The following is a 21,189-nucleotide window of genomic DNA, read 5'->3' as shown; positions in this document are numbered from 1 at the left end:
GACAGGAGGAAATATGCTCGTTCACAAGACCGCGAAAGGCCTCGCCGGAGCCGCAACGATTGCCGGTTTCTCGATCGCCCTTCTTTTTTCGACGGTGAGCGCCTCCGCTGATGCGGGCTTTCAACGTTGGGTTTCGAACTTCCGCGCAACGGCTGCGCAGAGCGGCGTTTCCGGCTCTACGTTCGATCGCGCCTTTCGCGGCGTGACGTCGATCGACCCGGAAGTGTTGGAAAAAGCGCGTTATCAGCCGGAATTCACGGCCCCCGTATGGGAATATTTCGACAATCGCGTCCACGAGCAGTCGGTTCAGACTGGCCGCGAAATGGCGCGCAAATGGAAGCCATGGCTCGACCGGATCGAAGCCCGATTCGGCGTGGATCGTCATATCCTTCTGGCGATCTGGTCGATGGAATCGAATTATGGTGCGATTCTCGAACGCCCGGACGTCATGCGCAACGTCGTGCGTTCGCTTTCGACGCTTGCCTATGCCGATCAGCGCCGGGCGAAATTCGCACGCACGCAGCTTATTGCCGCACTGAAAATCCTGCAGAGCGGCGACATCGATGAAAGCCACCTCACCGGCTCCTGGGCGGGTGCGATGGGCCACACCCAGTTCATTCCGACCAGCTATCAGGCTTATGCCGTGGATGCCGACGGCAATGGCAAGCGCGACATCTGGAATTCGGTTCCCGATGCACTGGCCACCGCCGCCAATCTTCTGAAGAAGAATGGCTGGCAGACAGGCAAGACCTGGGGCTACGAAGTCGCACTTCCCCAGGGACGCAAGTTCCCGAGCGGTTCGCTAAGCCTCGGCAAGTGGCAGGAAATCGGCCTGCGCCGCGCAAACGGCAAGGCTTTCCCGCGCGGCAATGACAATGCCGAATTGAAAGTGCTGGATGGCCGTTCGGGTCCGACCTTCCTGATGACCAAGAATTTCTTCGTCATCAAGCGCTACAACAATTCGGATCGTTATGCGCTGGCGGTCGGCCTTCTGGCTGATGAAATTGCCGGCTATGGCGGGACGGTGGCTGACTGGAATCGTCCATTCACCAAGCTTTCCTTCGCCGAAAAGCAGGAATTGCAGAAGCATCTCACTGCAAACGGCTATTATGACGGCAAGCTGGACGGCTTGATCGGTGCAGGATCACGCGATGCGATCAAGGCATTCCAGGCACGGTCCGGCTTGACGCAGGACGGACATCCCAGCATGGAAGTGCTGAAATCGCTCCGCGGCCGCTAACACCGGTCTAGAGCATCGGACCGAAAAGTGGAATCCGGTTTTCGGATCATTCCGATGCTCACTAAAAGTGTTAGATCGTCCTTTGTGCGTCCAATAGGACGCACGGCGATCTAGACGAATGGGTCGCCGAAACTTTCGGCGATCCAAAAACGTGAGGAAAGCATGCGAAAAGGGAGGCCATTTTCAATGTTCGCACGCCGCCTTCTTTTGTGTGCCCTGGCGCTGGTCGTTTTCTCGACCGGCTTTATCGTCGTAAGCGCCAATGCACAGGAACAGCGGCGTGGCTGGTCGCTGCGCGAATTGTTCGCGCCGCGACGTGATCGCCTTCTCGGACCAGAGCGCGAAGCGCCTGTCGCAAAACCGCGCGTTCGCACGAAACCCAGCAATACGCGGCGCAATACGGCGCAGCCTGCACCGGCTGCGGCCCCCAAGGTCGAAGTCGTGGAAAAAAATCCCGATGCTGCAATCGTGCTCGTCCTCGGTGATTTTCTGGGAAGCGGCATCGCGGAAGGCTTGGACGCCGTATTCGCCAAGAACCCGAAGGTTCGGGTGGTCGATCGTTCAAGCGGTTCTTCCGGCTTCGTGCGCGACGATTTCTACAATTGGCCCGCAGAGGCAGGCCCCATCATCGCTGCGGAAAAGCCCGCCGCTGTGGTGGTCATGCTCGGTTCCAACGATCGCCAGCAGATGCGTGTCGGCAATGCTCGCGAGGCAGTGCGTTCGGAAAACTGGACCAAGGAATACAGCCGCCGCACCGCCGCGCTGGCGAAAGCAGTGTCGGAAACCAAGGTGCCTTTCATCTGGGTCGGAATGCCTGCCTTCCGGCCCGGCACCATGTCATCCGACATGCTCGCTTTCAACGACATCTACCGTGAGGCGGCGGAAGGTGCGGGCGGCGAGTTCGTCGATATCTGGGACGGCTTCGTAGACGAAAACGGCGCATTCGTTGCCAGCGGACCCGACATTAACGGCCAGCCCGTGCAGCTTCGCTCAGGCGACGGCATCAACATGACCGCAGCGGGCAGGCGCAAGATCGCTTTCTATGCCGAAAAGCCGCTCAACAAATTGCTCGGCATAACCACGACACCCGATGGAATAGCCAGTGTGCCCCTGACTGGCGAACCCGTAACGCCGCTCGACACCGGTGTTCTGGCGCCCATCGACCGGACGGTACCGATTTCGCTCAGCGACCCCGCGCTCGATGGCGGCAGCGAATTGCTCGGCGCCAAATTCTCGCGGCATGCGGACAAGAAGTCCGACGATGAAGGTTTCAGCATCAAAGGCGTCGCTGCGGAGAGTGTACCCGGCCGCGCCGATGATTTCTCCTGGCCGCAAAAGCCTGAGCCCGCAACGACTGCGCAGACCAGCCCTGAAACGACGACGTCGATCAGGCGGTAATCATCAGCATTACGGAATGAACCCCGGAGCACCGCAAGCGTAGCGAGGTTATCCGGGATCTATTCCGTAACGGCTAGATATTATCAGCGCGGCAGGACGCTCGACCCCATCAGTGTCTCGTCGATGGAACGCGCCGCCTGACGGCCCTCGCGGATCGCCCAGACGACCAGCGACTGGCCGCGGCGCACGTCGCCCGCCACGAACAGCTTGTCGATATTGGTGCGATAATCGCGGTCGTTGGCGGCCACGTTGGTCGAACGGCGGCTGTCGACATTGATCTTCAGATCGCCTTCGAGTTCGCTCATGACACCCGTATTCATCGGTCCCGAAAAGCCGATCGCGATGAAGGCGAGGTCGGCACGGATAACGAATTCGGTGCCGGGGATAGGCTTGCGCTTCTCATCGACTTCGCAGCACTTCACGCCGGTAAGCTGGCCTTCCTCGCCGATGAATTCGAGCGTCGCGACCTGAAATTCGCGCTGTGCGCCTTCGGCCTGCGAAGACGATGTGCGCATCTTCGTCGCCCAATAAGGCCAGACATCCATCTTGTTTTCGCGTTCTGGCGGTTGCGGACGAATGTCGAGCTGCGTCACGCGCACCGCACCCTGACGGAACGCCGTTCCAACGCAATCGGACGCCGTATCGCCACCGCCGACAACGACCACATGCTGGCCGCCTGCAAAGATAGGCTCTCCCTTCCATGCCGAAGACTGGATGTCTTCCGAGCCGACGCGGCGGTTCTGCTGCACGAGATAGGGCATCGCATCATAGACGCCGTGAAGATCGTCGCCCGGCAGACCGGCAGGACGTGGTGTCTCGGAGCCGCCGCAATAAAGAACGGCTTCATATTCGGCGAGGAGTTCGGAGACCTTCTTGTCGACGCCGACATTGACGCCGCAATGGAAAGTCACGCCCTCGCCCTGCATCTGCTCGACGCGACGGTCGATGTAATGCTTTTCCATTTTGAAATCGGGAATGCCGTAGCGCATCAAACCGCCGGGACGGCTTTCGCGCTCATAAACATCGACATCGTGACCGGCGCGGCCAAGCTGCTGCGCAGCCGCCATGCCCGATGGGCCCGAACCGATGATCGCGACGCGCTTGCCAGTCTTCTGCAAGGGTGGGTATGGCCGGACATGGCCAAGCTCGTAGGCCTTGTCGGCAATCGCCTGTTCGACGGTCTTGATGGCGACCGGAATGTCTTCGAGGTTCAGCGTGCAGGCTTCCTCGCAAGGCGCCGGGCAGATGCGGCCGGTGAATTCCGGGAAATTGTTGGTCGAATGGAGGTTGCGGATCGCATTGTCCCAATCGCCATTATAGACGAGGTCGTTCCAGTCGGGGATCTGGTTGTGAACCGGGCAGCCAGTCGGCCCATGGCAGAACGGAATGCCGCAATCCATGCAGCGCGCCGCCTGTTTCTCGACCTCCTTGTCCGACATCGGCAGCGTGAATTCGCGGAAATGCCGAATGCGGTCGGATGCCGGCTGGTACTTGTGAACCTGCCGGTCGATCTCGAGAAATCCTGTTACCTTGCCCATATGCCAACTCTCATCCGTCTATCCTGCCTGAGGCAGGTTATGATGCAATGTGCTGCTTTCTAGAAGCGCGCTTTCGCCCTGCCCGCAATAACCCCAAGGTCGTGGCGGCAGGGCGTAGCCTAAGCGTCCCTATTCTGCCGCGACGCCCATTCTCATGCGTTCCATCTCGATCAGCGCGCGGCGGTACTCGACCGGCATGACCTTCCGGAATTTCGGCCGGTAGGATGTCCAATCGTCGAGTATCTGCTTGGCCCGCGTCGAGCCTGTATAATGCACATGGTTCGAAATGAGCTGATAAAGCCGCTCTTCGTCATGGGTGGTCATGTCGCCGGAAACATCGACTCGGCCCTTATGCGCGATGTCGCCGCCATGGTGATGCAGCTTTTCGAGCATGTCGTCCTCTTCGGGAACAGGCTCCAGTTCGACCATCGCCATATTGCAGCGTTCGGCAAAATCGCCTTCCTCGTCAAGCACATAGGCCACGCCGCCAGACATGCCGGCAGCGAAGTTGCGGCCCGTCTTGCCGATGACGACGACCACGCCGCCCGTCATATATTCGCAGCCATGATCGCCCACGCCCTCGACAACGGTGACGGCGCCCGAGTTGCGCACGGCAAAGCGTTCGCCAGCCACGCCGCGGAAATAGCATTCGCCTTCGGTCGCGCCGTAAAGCACCGTGTTGCCGACGATGATGGACTCTTCGGGCACGATGTTGGTGTTGTCCGGCGGACGGATGACGATGCGGCCGCCCGACAGGCCCTTGCCGACATAGTCATTGCCGTCGCCGACGAGTTCGAACGAAATGCCGCGCGCCAGGAACGCACCGAAGGACTGACCCGCCGTGCCGTTAAGCCTGACCGAGATCGTGTCTTCGCGCAGACCCTTGTGCTTGAAGCGCTTGGCCACTTCACCGGAAAGCATGGCACCTACGGAGCGATCGACATTCTTGATGTCGACTTCGATGCTGACGGGCTGGCGGGCCTCAAGAGCAGGCTTTGCCAGTTCGATCAGCTTGCGGTCGAGCACGTCGTCGATCGGATGCTTCTGACGCTGCGTCCAATATGTCGCCTCGCGCGGAGCGTCCGGCTTGTGGAACATCTTGCTGAAATCGAGGCCCTTCGCCTTCCAATGGTCGATAAGCTCGCGCTTTTCGAGAAGGTCGGTGTCGCCGATGATCTGGTCGATATGGGTAAAGCCCATTTCGGCCAGCAGCCCGCGCACTTCTTCCGCCACATAGAAGAAGAAGTTGATGACATGTTCCGGCGCGCCCTTGAAGCGCTTGCGCAGAACCGGATCCTGCGTCGCAACGCCAACCGGGCAGGTGTTCAGATGGCACTTGCGCATCATGATGCAACCGGCAGCAATAAGTGGCGCGGTCGAGAAGCCGAACTCGTCGGCCCCCAGAAGCGCACCGATGATCACGTCGCGACCAGTGCGCAACCCGCCATCGACCTGAAGTGCGACGCGCGAACGCAGGCCGTTCAGCACCAGCGTCTGATGCGTCTCGGCAAGGCCCATCTCCCAAGGAGAACCGGCATGCTTGAGCGAGGTAAGCGGCGAAGCACCCGTGCCGCCATCATAGCCCGAAACGGTGATGTGGTCGGCGCGCGCCTTGGCAACGCCTGCAGCAACCGTACCGACGCCCACTTCCGACACCAGCTTGACCGAGACATCGGCCGTCGGATTGACGTTTTTGAGGTCGTAGATGAGCTGCGCCAGATCCTCGATCGAGTAAATGTCATGGTGCGGCGGCGGCGAAATAAGGCCGACACCCGGCGTCGAGTGACGGGTCTTGGCAATCGTCGCATCGACCTTGTGGCCGGGCAACTGACCGCCTTCGCCGGGCTTTGCACCCTGCGCGACCTTGATCTGCATCATGTCCGAATTGACGAGATATTCAGCCGTTACGCCGAACCGGCCCGACGCGATCTGCTTGATTGCGGAGCGTTCCGGGTTTGCCGAACCGTCCGGTAGCGGCAGATAGCGATCCGGTTCCTCGCCGCCCTCGCCGGTATTCGACTTGCCGCCGATGCGGTTCATCGCAACGGCCAGCGTCGAATGCGCCTCGCGGCTGATCGAGCCGAAGGACATCGCACCCGTCGAGAAGCGCTTGACGATGTCGGCAGCAGGCATCACCTCGTCGATAGACACCTTCTTGCGGCCGGTCTGGTCCGAAAGTTTGATCTTGAACAGGCCGCGAATGGTCTGCGCGCGCGCCGTTTCGCTGTCGATCTGCGCGGAATAGTCCTTGAACGTATCCCACGAGCCCTTGCGAACGGCATGCTGCAAGGTGGCAACAGCATCCGGCGACCAGATATGAGCTTCGCCGCGCATGCGGTACATATACTCGCCGCCGACTTCCAGCGCGTTGCGCAGCACTGGATCGTCGCCGAACGCGTCGCCGTGACGCGTGACGGTTTCCGTCGCTACTTCTTCCAGCCCGACGCCTTCGATGGTCGTTGCCGTGCCGGTGAAATAGCGGTCCACGAAATCGGTCTTGAGGCCGATCGCGTCGAAGATTTGCGCGCCGCAATAGGACTGGTAGGTCGAGATGCCCATCTTGGACATGACCTTGAGGATGCCCTTGCCGATCGACTTGATGTAGCGCGAGACGACCTCGCTCGGATCGACTTCGGCTGGCATTTCGCCGCGCTTGTGCATGTCGAGCAGCGTGTCGAATGCCAGATACGGGTTGATCGCCTCGGCACCGAAACCTGCAAGGCAGCAGAAATGATGCACTTCGCGCGGCTCGCCCGATTCGACGACGAGGCCGACCGACGTGCGCAGACCCTTGCGGATCAGATGATGATGCACGGCAGCAGTCGCAAGCAGAGCGGGTATTGCGATGCGGTCCGCGCCGATCTGGCGGTCCGAAAGCACGATGATGTTGTAACCACCGGCAACGGCAGCTTCCGCACGGTCGCAAAGGCGCACGATCGCGCCCTGCATTCCGGCAGCGGCTTCCGCGTTCGAATAGGTGATGTCGATCGTCTTCGTGTCGAAGCGGTCTTCCGTGTGGCCGATGGAGCGGATCTTTTCGAGATCGCCATTGGTCAGGATCGGCTGGCGCACTTCGAGGCGCTTGCGGCGCGACGAACCAATAAGATCGAAGATGTTCGGACGTGGGCCGATGAAGGAAACAAGGCTCATGACCAGTTCCTCACGGATCGGGTCGATGGGCGGGTTCGTCACCTGCGCGAAATTCTGCTTGAAATAGGTGTAGAGCAGCTTCGACTTGTCCGACATCGCCGAAATCGGCGTATCGGTGCCCATCGAGCCGACAGCTTCCTGACCGGTCGTGGCCATAGGCGCCATCAGAAGCTTGGTGTCTTCCTGCGTGTAGCCGAAGGCCTGCTGGCGGTCGAGCAGCGTCACATCCTTGCGAAGCGCGCGCGGTTCCACCGGCTTCAGCTCTTCGAGAATGAGCTGGGTGTTGGAAAGCCAGGTCTTGTAAGGATGCTTGGTCGCGATTTCCGACTTGATCTCCTCGTCGGAAACGATACGGCCCTTTTCAAGATCGATCAGCAGCATCTTGCCGGGCTGGAGCCGCCACTTCTTGACGATTCGCTCTTCGGGAACCGGCAGAACGCCCGCTTCCGAAGCCATGATGACGCGGTCGTCATCCGTCACGATATAGCGCGCGGGACGCAGACCGTTGCGGTCGAGCGTCGCGCCGATCTGGCGGCCATCGGTGAAGGCAACCGCTGCCGGACCGTCCCATGGCTCCATGAGTGCAGCGTGATATTCGTAGAATGCCTTGCGGTCGCCATCCATGAGCTTGTTGCCGGCCCATGCTTCGGGGATCAGCATCATCATGGCATGTGCCAGCGGATAGCCGCCCTGCCACAGGAATTCGAGCGCATTGTCGAAGCAGGCGGTGTCCGACTGCCCTTCATAGGAAATGGGCCACAGCTTCGAAATGTCGTTGCCGAACAGTTCGGAATCGACCGATGCCTGACGTGCCGCCATCCAGTTGACGTTGCCGCGCAGCGTGTTGATCTCGCCATTATGCGCGACCATGCGGTACGGGTGCGCCAGCTTCCACGATGGGAAAGTGTTCGTCGAAAAACGCTGGTGAACGAGGATAAGCGCCGATTCGAAGCGCGGATCGGTCAGATCCTTGTAATAGGCGCCGACCTGATAGGCGAGGAACATGCCCTTGTAGACGATGGTGCGCGCCGACATCGAGACGATGTAGCAGCCATTGTCGCGGCCTTCCGTCTCCTGATAGATGCGGCCCGAAATAACCTTGCGCAGAATATAGAGGCGACGCTCGTAATCATCGTCGCTTTCGAGTTCCGGCGTACGCCCGAAAAACACCTGACGATGCACCGGCTCGGATGCCGCGATGTCGGGCGCCTTGGACAGCGAGGAATTGTCGACAGGCACGTCGCGGAAGCCGATAAGCGGCAAGCCTTCCGACTGCGCCACCTCTGCAATGATGTCCTCGATATGCGCGCGCAACGTTTCATCGCGCGGCATGAAGACATGACCGACGCCGTAATGGCCGATCTGCGGAAGCTCGATGCCTTGCGCTGCCATTTCCTCACGGAAAAACGCATCAGGAATCTGGACGAGCACGCCCGCGCCGTCGCCCATCAGCGGGTCGGCACCCACCGCGCCGCGGTGGGTCAGGTTTTCGAGGATGAACAGGCCGTCTTTGACGATCTGGTGCGATTTCGCGCCCTTCATATTCGCAATGAAGCCGACGCCGCAGGCGTCATGCTCGTTGCGCGGATCGTAAAGGCCCTGAGCAGCCGGAAGACCGTAATGAGGTTTGGTCGCGAACGCGTCTTTTCGCTCGGTCGCAACGGAATGCGGCAAGCCGGACGTTGTTCTCTCAGACATCTCATCCTCCATCTTCTGGCCGGGCACCGCTGATCGGCCAATCCCGTTTGGGATATTCCGCTCCGGTGCTCCAATATTCAAAGTTCGGCTGATTGTGCAGCCATGCTACGCCGAGCGTATCTAGCGTCGTGATGCCGCCGGTCTTTCCGGCCACACGCCCGACACAGCGAAAAACAGGACGGCGCGACTATACGCCAAATCCTGTCGCTCATGCGCGAACAAATTAAGACAGCAATACTGTCCTAATTTTTCTATGCCAGAATTTTTCCTACGGCACAAGACCGATTCGAAAAAGCTTTGTGCATATTGCGAAAGATAATTTCGCCACAGCCTCCGCACAAGAAATCAAATTACGAAAAGCGATTTTCTATTCGTAACAGACATGCGAATTGATAGAAGTCGGCACTTGAGCGGCACGCGGTCGCACTGCTCAATTCTTGTCATTCTCATCCGAACGGAATCACCCATGTTTTTTGCCTCTGACAATTGGGCGGGCGCCCATCCGGCAATTGCCGCCAGCCTCTCGGCACATGCGGGCGGATTTGTCCCCGCATATGGCGGAAGCGATCTCGACAAGGCAGTTTCGGACAAGATCAGCGCCATTTTCGAGCGCGAGGCGGCGGTGTTTTTCGTCGGCACGGGAACGGCCGCGAATTCCTTGGCGCTGGCCTCCGTCGTTCGTCCCGGTGGCGTTAGCTTCTGCCACCGCGAAGCCCATATGCTTGAGGATGAATGCGGCGCGCCCGAATATCTGACAGGCGGCGCACGCCTCAAAGCCGTCGATGGCCCACTCGGCAAGATGACTGCGGCCAATCTCGACAAAGCAATCGGCCATTTCGATCCCGATTTCGTGCATGGCGGCCAGCCCATGGCCGTTTCGGTAACGCAGGCGAGTGAAGTCGGTACTGTCTACAGCCTGGACGAAATCGCAGCCATTGCCGCGATCGCGAAAAAGTACGATTTGCCCTTCCATATGGATGGCTCGCGCTTTGCCAATGCACTCGTCGCGCTCGATACCACGCCTGCGGAAATGACATGGAAGCGCAGCGTGGACATGATTTCCTTCGGCGGCACCAAAAATGGCTGCTGGTGCGCCGAAGCAGTGATTCTGTTCGATCTCGACCGCGCGCGCGAATTCGGCTTCATTCGCAAGCGCGCGGCGCAGCTTTTCTCGAAATCCCGCTTCATTGCCGCGCAATTCGAAGCTTACTTCGCTGATGATCTTTGGCTCGATAATGCCAGGCATTCGAATGCCATGGCGCAGCGACTGGCTTTGGCCATGCGGGCGTCGAAAACGGTGCGCCTGGCGTGGGAGCCGCAGGCCAACGAAGTCTTTGCGGTGATGGCAAAGGACAAGGTGGCTTCGCTCAACGAGAGCGGCGCGGCGTTTTATCCGTGGGGCGCACCGCATGGGTTTGCTGGCGAGATCGGTGAAAACGAAACGCTCTGCCGGTTCGTTACGAGTTTTGCGACGACGGCTGAAGAAGTGGATCGTTTTGGTGGTTTGATCGGCTGATTTGAGGCTGAGTTCTGTCGCGCCCCCCTCTGTCCTGCCGGACATCTCCCCCACAGGTGGGGAGATCAGACTTCATTCAAACTTTTGCCAACCTTCAGCGACGAATAGTTTAGCAATGCGTCGAAGCTGCCAATCTCCCCACCCGTGGGGGAGATGTCCGGCAGGACAGAGGGGGGCGCGACAGAACTCAGCCTTTCAGCAAAGCATAAAAAAACGGCGCCTCACGGCGCCGCTTTTGCTCGGGAGGGAGCGGGTTAGTTCGTGGCTTTCGCCTCGATCTGCTTGGCGGTCTTGTCCGCAACAGCCTTGATCTCGATCTTGCGAGGCTTCAACTGCTCGGGAATATTGCGCTTGAGATCAATGTGAAGCAGGCCGTTTTTAAGGGCAGCGCCTACAACTTCGACATGGTCGGCAAGCTGGAAGCGGCGCTCGAAGGCGCGCGAGGCAATTCCGCGATAAAGGACTTCCGAGCCCTCGCCGGAATTGTCATCCTTCTTCTCGCCTTTCACGGAAAGCACATTGCGGTGCGCTTCGATTGCGATGTCCTCATCCGAAAAGCCGGCAACTGCCATGCTGATGCGGTAAGAGTCCTCACCGGTCCGCTCGATATTGTAAGGCGGATAGGTCTGCGCGGTTTCTGGCTGCGCAAGCGAATCGAGCATCGTGAAAAGACGGTCGAAACCGACGGTCGAACGATAGAGCGGGGAAAAATCAACGTGACGCATGGAAGTGTTCTCCTGTTGAGCAACATGGTTTTGCGTTTGACCCTGAAGAACCCTTGATTGGCGTTCCGGGAGGATCAGCGGCCCCGTTCTGGCGACCGCATGAGACATTTGGGTAGCCGAAAATCGCTTTTCAAGACGGCCACTGCCCGCGAATTCGATGAACGCCAGATGAACCTGCCCTTCGGATAGCGTTCAGGCGCCAGCATCTATCTTCAAATCAACAAAGAGAAGCCGATCCGGGTGTAACGTCCCTTCCACACGGATCGTCAGAGGCCGGAAGCCCACCGCGTTAAGTAAGGTGGCTTCCGGCCTCGCAGTTTTCAGGCCTGCCCGCAGCCATTTGTTTTTGAGCAATCCCGGACGGAAAACCGCTACACACTTTTCCTGGAATTGCTTTATATCCCGCAAAACCCTTTGCTTTTGGACGCTGCCCTTCCTATCACCGACATATTCGAACGACCGGGAGTGCGCCCGCCCATCATGATGGATCTTTTCTTCGACATTCCGGGAAATCCGGTGCCGGAAAATGCCCATGCCGGCTATTTCACCACCCGTGATGGCCGCAGGATCCGTTATGCACAATTTGCCGCGACAGGCCGCCCGCGCATCGGAACGGTCGTGATCCTGACCGGCCGCAACGAGTGCATCGAAAAATACTTCGAGACGACAAGGGATTTGTCTGGTCGCGGACTGGGCGTTGCGACCTTCGATTTGCGTGGTCAGGGCGCATCCGATCGCCTGCTGCGTGATCCGAAACGCGGCTATGTGCGAAGCTTTCAGGATTATGTGCGCGATTTAGAGCAGTTCTTTGCGGAAATCGTCCTGCCGGATTGCCCCGGCCCCTACTATCTTCTGGCGCATTCTGCTGGCGCGCTGATTGCGCTTTTGGCGGCCGAATCGCTGGTGAACCGCATTCAGCGCATGGTTCTGTTGACGCCGTTTCTGGATCTTCCGGGTCAAATTCCGTCGATGAAAGGCGTTGAAAGGCTCGCAACCGCGCTGACTTTCATGGGCCTTGGGCGGCTCTATGCGCCGGGCGGAAAACCATCTGCCGCAGAGCGCAAATTCGCCGACAACAAGGTGACGAGCGATCCGGAGCGCTTTGCGCGAAACAGGCTTCTCTACGACAGCTACCCGCAATTGGAACTCGCCGCACCTACCGTCGCCTGGCTACGCGCGGCGGCAAAAGCGGTGGCAATTGTCAGAGACCCGGAATTCATGGAGCGCGTGCGGATACCGACGCTGTTTCTCTCGGCGGGTGCCGATACGGTCGTTTCCAGCCGCGCGGTCGAGGATTATGCGCGGCGTCTGCGCTCAGGTTCGTTGCTGACAATCGACGGTGCAAAGCACGAGCTCTTGCAGGAGACGGATTTTTTCCGCGATCAATGCCTGGCGGCATTTGACGCCTTCATTCCAGGCTCCGAACCGCCGCTTGCCTGATTTTGATGTAGAGCCCTTTTGATAATTCGCCCTGGCGAGTCAGATGGGCGGTAGGGAGAATTTGCAAAGGGCTCTTACCCGGCAAGTATGTGCCGGGCTGCCCTGTGAAGCTCCGGCGTGGCCGCAGCGATGACCGAGCCTCCGGCCTCTGCGCGTTCACCATCAAAATTGGTGATGACGCCGCCCGCTTTCTCGATGATCGGGATGAGCGCAACGATATCGTAAGGCTGCAGGCCGCATTCGACGACGATATCCACCTGCCCTGCAGCCAGCATGGCGAATGCGTAGCAGTCCACGCCATAGCGCGACAGGCGCACCTGGGCCTCAAGCGCGTCGAAACGGGCGCGCAATTCGCCCTTGAACATTACGGGCGTCGTGGTGAAAAGCGTCGCATCCGAAAGAGCCGTCGTCCTGCGAACCTGCAAATTGCGCGCGCCGCCCGGACCTTCGTAAAAGGCGCCTGTTTCATCGGCATAGAACAATTCGCCGGTGAAGGGCTGCGACATCATTCCGGCAACCGCGCGCTTGTCCACCGTCAGGCCGACCAGCGTGCCCCACACGGGAAGCCCCGATATGAACGCACGCGTTCCATCGATCGGATCGATGACCCAGATATGGCTGCTGGAACCGTTGAAGGTGCCATGTTCTTCGCCGAGAATTCCATGATCGGGAAAGTGCTTTGTGATCAGCGCGCGTATCGCGTTCTCGGCTTCGCGGTCTGCTTCTGTGACCGGATCGAAGCCCGATGACAATTTGTTGATTACACCGTCGAGATTGCGAAAGCGGGGAAGCGTTTCAGCGGCCGCAGCCGCCGCAATCTGCCGGAAAAGCTCACTATCGATGTTCAATTTCGGACCCCTCAATTCAGCACCTCCACGATTTCCGTGGCTTGGCGATCCATTCGCACAGACCCACCCGATTAAAAAGGGTGAAAACAGCTTGACATTTGTGCAGCGCACAATAATTTTGCAGTCGGACAGTTTGTTCTGTTCATGCCCTTCTTGGGCGTTTCCTCCCTAGACTTCGACCGCGTTGTGCAAACAACGCGGTCTTTTTATGCGCGAAGCAAAAGCCTATTCGGCAGCCAGCGGAAGATCGATGAAATCGCTGTCCGGCATGGACATGAGATCGGCCGAGAAACGCGTGAGATCATCACAAAGCGCGGCGAATCCCACTGATTTCTGGAGAGTTCGTTCATTGAGATAAAGGCCGCGATTTATCTCGATCTGCAACGCATGAAGGCCTCGCGCCGGCCGGCCATAATGCTCGGTTATGAAACCGCCGGCATATGGTTTGTTGTGAGCGACCGTATAGCCCATCGACAAAAGAAGGCCGATTGCCCTTTCGGTCAGGTCCCGCGACGCGGACGCCCCGAACCTGTCACCGATGATGAAATCGGGCCGCACGCTTCCGTCGCCGATCCTGATGCTTGCCGGCATCGAATGGCAATCAATGAGAACCGCATAGCCGAACCGCGCATGCGTCTGCATCAAAAGGCGCTTCAGCCGCTCATGATAAGGCTTGTAGACCGTCTCTATGCGATCCAGTGCCTCGGCCAGCGGCAAACGGCTCGGATAGATGTCCAGCCCCTCACCGACGAGTTTGGGTATCGTGCCGAGACCGCCTGCAACGCGCACGGAGCGTATATTGGCGAATGAAGGAACCGGTTCGACGAACATGCGCGGATCGAGCTCGAAAGGCTCGCGGTTCACATCGAGATAGGCCCGGGGGAAATGCGCCGCCAGCAAGGGCGCGCCTAGCGCCACCGCCCCGCCGAAAAGCTCGTCCACATAACAATCTTCGGAACGGCGCACGGCATGCGCATCCAGCTTCGTCATGCGAAGAAAGCGATCCGGATAAAAGCGCCCGCTATGCGGAGAGTTGAAAACGAAAGGAACCCTCTGTTCTGCGCCCATCCGGATTTCGAACGGCACGGCAGAAGTGAAATCCTCGGCGGCTGACATTCGTTTTCCTTGAACTCACGAAACCCAGGAAAGAACGTGCCATCGGGCACCGGCCATGTCTAGGGTCTCACAAAGGATATGACGTCGGAGATAAGCATTCACTTGATGTTTACCCTCCGATCCTCATATACCGAAATGCGACTGGAGCGATATTCTGGGCACGTCGCAGTGATTCGGACGGGACACGATGGCACGCATTCTCCTTGCGGAAGATGATGACGATATGCGCCGGTTTCTGGTCAAGGCGCTTGAACGCGCCGGCTATGATGTCAGCGATTTTGATAATGGTGCAAGCGCCTATGAGCGCCTGCGCGAAGAACCTTTCTCACTCCTGCTGACCGATATTGTCATGCCGGAAATGGACGGCATCGAGCTTGCGCGCCGCGCAACCGAGATCGACCCGGACCTGAAAGTCATGTTCATCACCGGCTTTGCGGCCGTTGCGCTGAACCCTGACTCGAAGGCACCTAAGGACGCCAAGGTTCTGTCCAAGCCCTTCCATCTGCGCGACCTCGTCAACGAGGTCGAGAAGATGCTGCACGCTGCCTGACAGCCTCTTGCCGGGCGCCCCGCAAACAAGTCCGGCAAACTGTTCTTTCTCTATTGACGTGTCGAAATAGGTGTGGTGTATGCGCCGCATCGGATGGGCGTATAGCTCAGCGGGAGAGCACTGCATTGACATTGCAGGGGTCACAAGTTCAATCCTTGTTACGCCCACCATCCTTTTCAATAACTTAGCTATTTTGGCCTCGCTTGCCGTACAGAAACTGCACAGAAACGCAGATGGCGCGACATTGCCGCTTCGCACGCGAACTGTTACGCCGCTCAATTCATTCTTCCATCATTGGAGCATAGGCATGGGAGCCACCAAGTCGTCGGATAAGTAAGCCGCAACAGCTCTTTTTGTTGTTGCGGCGTCCTGTCGAACTCTCCAGCCAATGCTGACAGGCAGACGCCGCCCAGATGTTCTCATTTGAGCGGATGCTTCATCATGCCTATGAAAAGCCCTGTATGGGCCTACACCTTGCCGGCAGCACTTTTGCTGATGGCGCCTTTCGACATCCTCGCCTCTCTGGCGATGGATATTTATCTTCCTGTTGTTCCGGCCATGCCGGGCGTCCTCGATACCAGCCCAGGCGTCGTGCAGCTCAGTTTGAGCCTTTACATGCTCATGCTGGGTGTGGGGCAAATCGTCTTCGGCCCGATTTCCGATCGCGTCGGGCGGCGCCCCGTATTGCTTGGCGGTGCAATCCTGTTCGCACTCTCCTCCGCATGCCTTTCGGCGACTTCGACGGCCTCCATTTTTGTGGCCTTCCGGTTGCTTCAGGCTATCGGCGCGGCGGCGGCGTTGGTCGCCACTTTTGCGACCGTCCGCGATGTCTATGCGGACAGGCCGGAAAGCGTGGTTATTTACAGCCTGTTCGGTTCGATGCTGGCGTTTGTTCCGGCACTCGGTCCGATTCTCGGAGCGATGATTGCAGACAATTTCGGATGGCGGGCAATCTTTGCTGTCCTTGCGGCTGTAACCGTACCGGCGATCATCAACGCCTTTCTAAGATGGCACGAGACACGGCCGCAGAGCGCAGCGATTGTTCGACGCTCGATGCTGCCAATTCTTAGAAGCGGTGCGTTCTGGGCCTATACGCTGGCATTCAGCGCAGCCATGGGAACGTTCTTCGTGTTCTTTTCGACGGCTCCGCGTGTGCTGATCGAACGCGCAGGCTATTCCGAACTGGAATTCAGCTTTGCCTTCGCCACTGCAGCTATCGTGATGATCATAACAACCCGCTTTGCCAAACAGTTCGCGACCCGATGGGGCATCGCTGGCAGCGTCGCACGCGGCATGGCGCTGCTCCTGTTGGGCGCTGCGTGCCTCACCTTGGGGCAAATCTTCGGCTCGCCGTCCTTCGCCACATTCATCGTTCCAATGTGGATCATGGCTGTCGGCATCGTCTTCACCGTATCGGTAACAGCAAACGGTGCGCTGGCAGATTTTGGCGACATAGCAGGGTCAGCCGTCGCGCTCTATTTCTGCATCCAGAGCGTGATCGTCAGCGTGTTCGGCACAATGATGGTGGTCATGCTGAGAGGCGACACCGCCTGGCCGCTGGTGGCCTATGCAGCGTCCATGGCAACGCTCGTGTTGCTCGCACTGCTTCGTCTGCGCAGGCGTTCTATTCAATAGAAAAAATTGGCGGGCGGCGCTAACTGCCGCCCGTTTTCCTTCAGGATCGGAACGTTGGCCGGGTCAGCTCGGAACACTCGGACGTCGCTCAGATCAGCGAAATAGTGTCCGCATCGCGATTTTGAGGGTCAAATTACTACCCACATTGGTTGACTACCCCGCAGAGCGTATATCGGCATGCTCATTCTCCGAGAGGAGGATGCAAGCCAATGGCCAATGCTGTGACGAAGTACAATCCGGGTCTTCAGTCGATCCGGGGTATAGCGGCGCTGGTAGTTCTGCTTCATCACGCAAGCTATTTTTACGAGATGTCGCCAAATACGCGGTTGGCTGTCGATACTGTCTTGAATGCTCACGCAGCGATTATCCTGTTCTTCGTGCTGAGCGGCTTTGTCTTGACGAAGTCCTTTATTCGCATCGGTTCTACGACTGGTTTCTACATCAAGCGAGCGTTCCGCATTCTCCCTGGCCTGTGGTTGGCCACTGCCATTTGCGCGGCATATATTCTGCTGTTCAAGACCGGCAGCATCGACAATATCCCCGAATGGCGAAGCCAAATGATCGGGGCGCCCGAATGGACCCCAAAGACCGTGCTCCTGTCGCTCTTCGGGTTTCCTTACATTTTGAAACCAGCCTATACGATCGTGACCGAACTTTTCGGGTCGCTGGCTATCCCGTTGTTTTTCTACATTCTTACGACCCAAAAGGCTTATGGGCTGGCGTTGATCCTTTTCCTGGCTGTCATCAGCTACTGGACATATGACGCGCCAAACGCCCTGCGGTACTTGTTCCTCGTCCACTTCGCCCTCGGCATCTACGCCGCCCTGCTGCTGCAAGCGAACCCGATCATCAAGTTTCCGCGATGGGTTACGCCGATATGCCTGCTCGGACTGATTTTTTCCCGTCCCGTCGTCATGACGATCTACACAGGCGCGCCGCAGCCATTGGACTATGAGTACAATTTTCCGACGAGTTCGTTGCTGGAGGGCCTGTTCTCGGCAGGTTTCATATTATCGATCGTGTCCGGAAATCGGGGAAGCTCGATACTCCGCCATTCCGTCTCCATCTGGACAGGCAATATATCCTACGGGATCTATCTACTTCACATACCCGCGCTGTTCTTTTCCGATCGACTGGTTAGATCGATCGGGTTCGAAGCACTGCAGTTTGAATTTTTGGCGGTACTCGTTCTAACGCTCGCTATCACGCTCAGCGCAGCGCACATCATGTACCATCTGGTCGAAAAGCCCTTTATCGCCATTGGTGAGCGATTGGCGCTACGCATCAGGTTTCTTGCACCGAAGATCGTTGCAAAGCCCACCTGAGAACGACCGAACTGCGCGGCAAGCGCAGACGTTCTATTCAGTAAAAGAATTGCCGGACGGCGCTAACCGCCCGGCAATTCGCAGAGTGTTTCGATTACCAGCCGGGAACGACCGAACCCTTGAAGGTCTCGTCCACGAAGGCTTTGACTTCGTCATTATGGTAGGACTCGACCAGTGTCTTGACCCATTCCGCATCCTTGTCGGCGGTGCGAACCGCAATCAGGTTCACATAAGGAGCCTTCTCGCCTTCCTTCAGGATTGGATCGTTGGCGGGGTCCAGACCGGCTTCCAGCGCGTAGTTGGTGTTGACGGCTGCCGCGTCCACATCATCGAGCGAACGCGGAAGCTGTGCTGCATCGAGTTCGACGATTTTGAAGTTTTTTGGGTTTTCGACGATATCGGCCGGTCCGATCTTGAGGCCCGAGCCTTCCTTCAACTTGATGAAGCCCTTGTCCGCGAGGATGAGCAGAGCACGGCCGCCATTGGTCGGATCGTTCGGGATGGCGATCGTCGCTCCGTCGGCCAGTTCGTCGAAGCTCTTAACCTTCTTGGAATAAACGCCCATCGGGAAGTTCACCGTGTAGCCGACATCGACGATGTCGTACTTACGATCGGCAATCTGGTTGTCGAGATACGGCTTGTGCTGGAACGAATTGGCCTGCAATTCGCCGTCATTCAGCGCCTGATTTGGCACGACATAGTCGGAAAATTCCAGAATCTCGATGTCGAGACCCTTGGTTTTGGCGATTTCCTTGACCTTTTCGAAGATTTGCGCGTGCGGGCCGGGTGTGACGCCGACCTTGATGCTTTCAGCAGAAGCCGCACCGGCAAGGAGGCTCAAGGCCACGCCTGCGGCCAAAGCGAGTTTCAGTTTCATTTTATGCTCCGTTTGTTTGGTAAGAAATTCAACGATTGCGAATGCGTTTGTCGAAACGGCGCGCAAGGGCATCCCCCAGCGATTGCACCGCCTGAACAAGCACGATGAGAACGACGACCACGGCCAGCATCACGTCCGGCATGAAGCGCTGATAACCGTAGCGGATGCCGAGATCACCCAGACCGCCGCCGCCCACTGCCCCGACCATCGCGGAATAGCCGATGAGGCTGACGATGGTCAGCGTAAGCGCCATAGTGATCGCCGGACGCGCTTCGGCAAGAAGCACTTTTAGAACGATCTGAAGCGGTGTTGCGCCCATAGAACGCGCGGTTTCGATCAATCCCGGATCGACTTCGCGAATGGCCGATTCCACCAGTCGCGCGATGAACGGCACGGTAGCCACTGTCAGCGGCACGATGGCAGCGCTTGTGCCGATGGAGGTACCGGCAATGAACCGCGTGAACGGGATGATCGCAACGACCAGAATGATGAAAGGCGTCGAGCGCGCCGCGTTGACGATAGCGCCAAGCACCTTGTTGGTCAGCGGGGCCGCAAACAGTTCGGCTTTGCGGCTGGTGGCCAGAAACACACCGAGCGGGATGCCGATGATCGAGCCAACGAGCCCCGCTATCGCAACCATGTGCAGTGTCTGGCCGGTCGCCTTTACGATGAGCCACAGAATGTCAGTCGACATAGCCGAGCACCTCCGTCTTTATGCCCTGCGATGCGAGGCGTGCACGCGCATCGTCCAGAAGATCGCCGCCACCGGGGAATGAAACGACCAGCGAGCCGAATGGCTTGCCTGCGATCTCGTCGATGGCGCCTGCCAGAATATTCACGTCCGCCTTCAGCGATTGGCCAAGCTGCGAGACGATTGGCTGAGCTGCACTTTCTCCGGCGAAGGTGACGCGCAGGACGGCGCGCGAATTCGCGCCCGGCTCGTTGCGCAAGGCATTTGCAATGAAAGCCGGAAGATTGAGACCCGGCAGGCCTGCGAGCAGCGCGCGGGTGGTTTCGTGTTGCGGCGCGCTGAAAATATCGAAAGCCGAACCGCGCTCGACGATTGCACCGCCATCGATCACCGCGACAGTATCGGCAACGGTTTTGACGACTTCCATCTCGTGGGTAATCAGCAGAACGGTGAGACCGAGTTCACTGTTGATGCGCTTCAAAAGCGCCAGAATGGAGCGTGTCGTCTCCGGGTCGAGCGCCGAGGTCGCCTCATCAGAAAGCAGAAGCTTTGGCTCGGTCGCCAGCGCGCGCGCAATGCCGACGCGCTGTTTCTGGCCGCCGGAAAGCTCCGCGGGATAGCGGTCGCGCTTGTCGGAAAGGCCGACGAGTTCCAGCAAAGGCGTCACGCGCTTTTCAATTTCCTTGCGGTCGACGCCCGCGATTTCGAGCGGCAAGGCGATGTTCTGGAAAGCTGTGCGCGACGACAGAAGATTGAAATGCTGGAAGACCATGCCGATCGAGCGACGAATATCGCGCAATGCGCGCTCGCCGAGCTTTGCGACATCCGTGCCATCCACGATCACGCTGCCAGTGCTCGGGCGCTCCAGACCATTCACCAGCCGGATAAGTGTGGATTTACCCGCGCCCGAACGGCCTATGATCGCGGTGATCGAGCCGCGCGGCACATCGAAATCGATGGTATCGACCGCGACCACTTCCGCGCCGGAACCACTGGCGGAGAACCGCTTGGAAACGCCTTCGAAGCGAACCATGGATTGTTTCGCGTCCGGCACCTTGCTTGCCAGAGCCGCGCTTTCGAACGAATGGGATGACGGACCGATATTCATCGGCGCCTCCCCGCGCGGCGCGCGGCGCCGCTTCCGTTCTGTCTAATTGCGAAATTCATAGGTTTCTTTCCGGTCAGTCTTCATGTGTCACGCCCACATAAGGACTATTTTTCCGCAGTCTAGTCATGGAGCCAAACCTTTGGAGGCTCAGGCTTCCAATCTTGCTGCACTATTGGAATATTTTTCCAATTTAAGGCAAGAAATAGTGAGTCTAATCCCCCGCTTCCAAATTTTCCGCGTTTGGACGGAATTCGGTTCCTCCAAACAGCATGATACGCGCTTGATGCAGCGGCCATTCGCAGCACCTCATCATCTTTACCCTTGAAAGAAACTC

15 protein-coding genes and 1 tRNA gene are annotated in these 21,189 nt (G+C 58.3%); 8 read left to right on the top strand and 8 right to left on the bottom strand.

What is annotated here, in order from left to right; translation table 11 throughout:
• The first annotated feature begins 13 nt into the window (after positions 1-13).
• Entirely contained in the window at positions 14-1,240 is a 1,227-nt protein-coding gene (locus ABFT80_RS24810) for a lytic murein transglycosylase (RefSeq protein WP_347974630.1), read from the top strand.
• A 186-nt stretch (positions 1,241-1,426) separates the two neighbouring features.
• Positions 1,427-2,638, top strand: a complete 1,212-nt coding sequence (locus tag ABFT80_RS24805; protein WP_347974629.1) for an SGNH/GDSL hydrolase family protein — start codon at positions 1,427-1,429, stop codon at positions 2,636-2,638.
• Between the two features lie 83 nt (positions 2,639-2,721).
• Here the strand turns inward: ABFT80_RS24805 and ABFT80_RS24800 are convergent, their stop codons facing one another.
• Positions 2,722-4,176 carry a glutamate synthase subunit beta gene (locus tag ABFT80_RS24800; RefSeq protein WP_347974628.1) on the bottom strand — a complete coding sequence of 485 codons (1,455 nt, stop codon included), beginning with the start codon at positions 4,174-4,176 and terminating at the stop codon, positions 2,722-2,724.
• A gap of 129 nt (positions 4,177-4,305) precedes the next feature.
• On the bottom strand, positions 4,306-9,024 hold the full coding sequence (gltB, locus tag ABFT80_RS24795; RefSeq protein ID WP_347974627.1) for a glutamate synthase large subunit: 4,719 nt from the start codon (positions 9,022-9,024) through the stop codon (positions 4,306-4,308).
• Between the two features lie 466 nt (positions 9,025-9,490).
• Between gltB and ABFT80_RS24790 the strand changes: the two genes are divergently transcribed.
• Positions 9,491-10,540 carry a threonine aldolase family protein gene (locus ABFT80_RS24790; protein WP_347974626.1) on the top strand — a complete coding sequence of 350 codons (1,050 nt, stop codon included), beginning with the start codon at positions 9,491-9,493 and terminating at the stop codon, positions 10,538-10,540.
• A 254-nt stretch (positions 10,541-10,794) separates the two neighbouring features.
• On the opposite strand, the gene ABFT80_RS24785 is transcribed toward ABFT80_RS24790, so the two are convergent.
• Positions 10,795-11,265 carry an Hsp20 family protein gene (locus ABFT80_RS24785; RefSeq protein ID WP_347974625.1) on the bottom strand — a complete coding sequence of 157 codons (471 nt, stop codon included), beginning with the start codon at positions 11,263-11,265 and terminating at the stop codon, positions 10,795-10,797.
• Between the two features lie 480 nt (positions 11,266-11,745).
• On the opposite strand from ABFT80_RS24785, the gene ABFT80_RS24780 reads away from it, so the two are divergent.
• Entirely contained in the window at positions 11,746-12,705 is a 960-nt protein-coding gene (locus ABFT80_RS24780; protein WP_347974624.1) for an alpha/beta hydrolase, read from the top strand.
• A 74-nt stretch (positions 12,706-12,779) separates the two neighbouring features.
• Here ABFT80_RS24780 and hisN read toward each other — a convergent pair whose 3' ends face one another.
• A complete protein-coding gene (gene hisN / locus ABFT80_RS24775) occupies positions 12,780-13,553 on the bottom strand; it encodes a histidinol-phosphatase (RefSeq protein ID WP_347974623.1) in 774 nt (257 codons plus the stop codon).
• A 225-nt stretch (positions 13,554-13,778) separates the two neighbouring features.
• Positions 13,779-14,669: an N-formylglutamate amidohydrolase gene (locus ABFT80_RS24770; RefSeq protein WP_347974622.1), complete on the bottom strand. Its 891-nt coding sequence runs from the start codon at positions 14,667-14,669 to the stop codon at positions 13,779-13,781.
• A gap of 187 nt (positions 14,670-14,856) precedes the next feature.
• Here ABFT80_RS24770 and cpdR point away from each other — a divergent pair, with 187 nt between their 5' ends.
• From cpdR to ABFT80_RS24750, 4 genes are all read left to right on the top strand, one after another.
• On the top strand, positions 14,857-15,219 hold the full coding sequence (gene cpdR / locus ABFT80_RS24765) for a cell cycle two-component system response regulator CpdR (RefSeq protein WP_091915315.1): 363 nt from the start codon (positions 14,857-14,859) through the stop codon (positions 15,217-15,219).
• Between the two features lie 95 nt (positions 15,220-15,314).
• A tRNA-Val gene (locus tag ABFT80_RS24760) sits at positions 15,315-15,389 on the top strand.
• A gap of 271 nt (positions 15,390-15,660) precedes the next feature.
• Positions 15,661-16,854 (top strand): CmlA/FloR family chloramphenicol efflux MFS transporter, encoded by a 1,194-nt coding sequence (cml, locus tag ABFT80_RS24755; RefSeq protein ID WP_347974621.1) that lies wholly within the window; start codon positions 15,661-15,663, stop codon positions 16,852-16,854.
• A gap of 209 nt (positions 16,855-17,063) precedes the next feature.
• Positions 17,064-18,179, top strand: coding sequence for an acyltransferase family protein (locus ABFT80_RS24750; protein WP_347974620.1), 1,116 nt, complete (start codon positions 17,064-17,066; stop codon positions 18,177-18,179).
• Positions 18,180-18,273: 94 nt separating this feature from the next.
• Here ABFT80_RS24750 and ABFT80_RS24745 read toward each other — a convergent pair whose 3' ends face one another.
• From ABFT80_RS24745 to ABFT80_RS24735, 3 genes are read right to left on the bottom strand one after another with little or no spacing between them, the layout of a single operon-like run.
• A complete protein-coding gene (locus ABFT80_RS24745) occupies positions 18,274-19,056 on the bottom strand; it encodes a MetQ/NlpA family ABC transporter substrate-binding protein (RefSeq protein ID WP_347974619.1) in 783 nt (260 codons plus the stop codon).
• A 28-nt stretch (positions 19,057-19,084) separates the two neighbouring features.
• A complete protein-coding gene (locus ABFT80_RS24740) occupies positions 19,085-19,750 on the bottom strand; it encodes a methionine ABC transporter permease (RefSeq protein WP_347974618.1) in 666 nt (221 codons plus the stop codon).
• Positions 19,740-20,780 (bottom strand): methionine ABC transporter ATP-binding protein, encoded by a 1,041-nt coding sequence (locus ABFT80_RS24735; protein ID WP_347974736.1) that lies wholly within the window; start codon positions 20,778-20,780, stop codon positions 19,740-19,742. Before ABFT80_RS24735 ends, ABFT80_RS24740 begins: the two co-directional genes overlap by 11 nt.
• Positions 20,781-21,189 lie beyond the last annotated feature (409 nt).

Origin of the sequence: Foliimonas ilicis, from assembly GCF_039939195.1 — a bacterium.
Taxonomy (GTDB): domain Bacteria; phylum Pseudomonadota; class Alphaproteobacteria; order Rhizobiales; family Rhizobiaceae; genus Foliimonas; species Foliimonas ilicis.
Note: the sequence above shows the minus strand (reverse complement) of the source record. Positions and strands in the feature narration are given on the sequence as shown.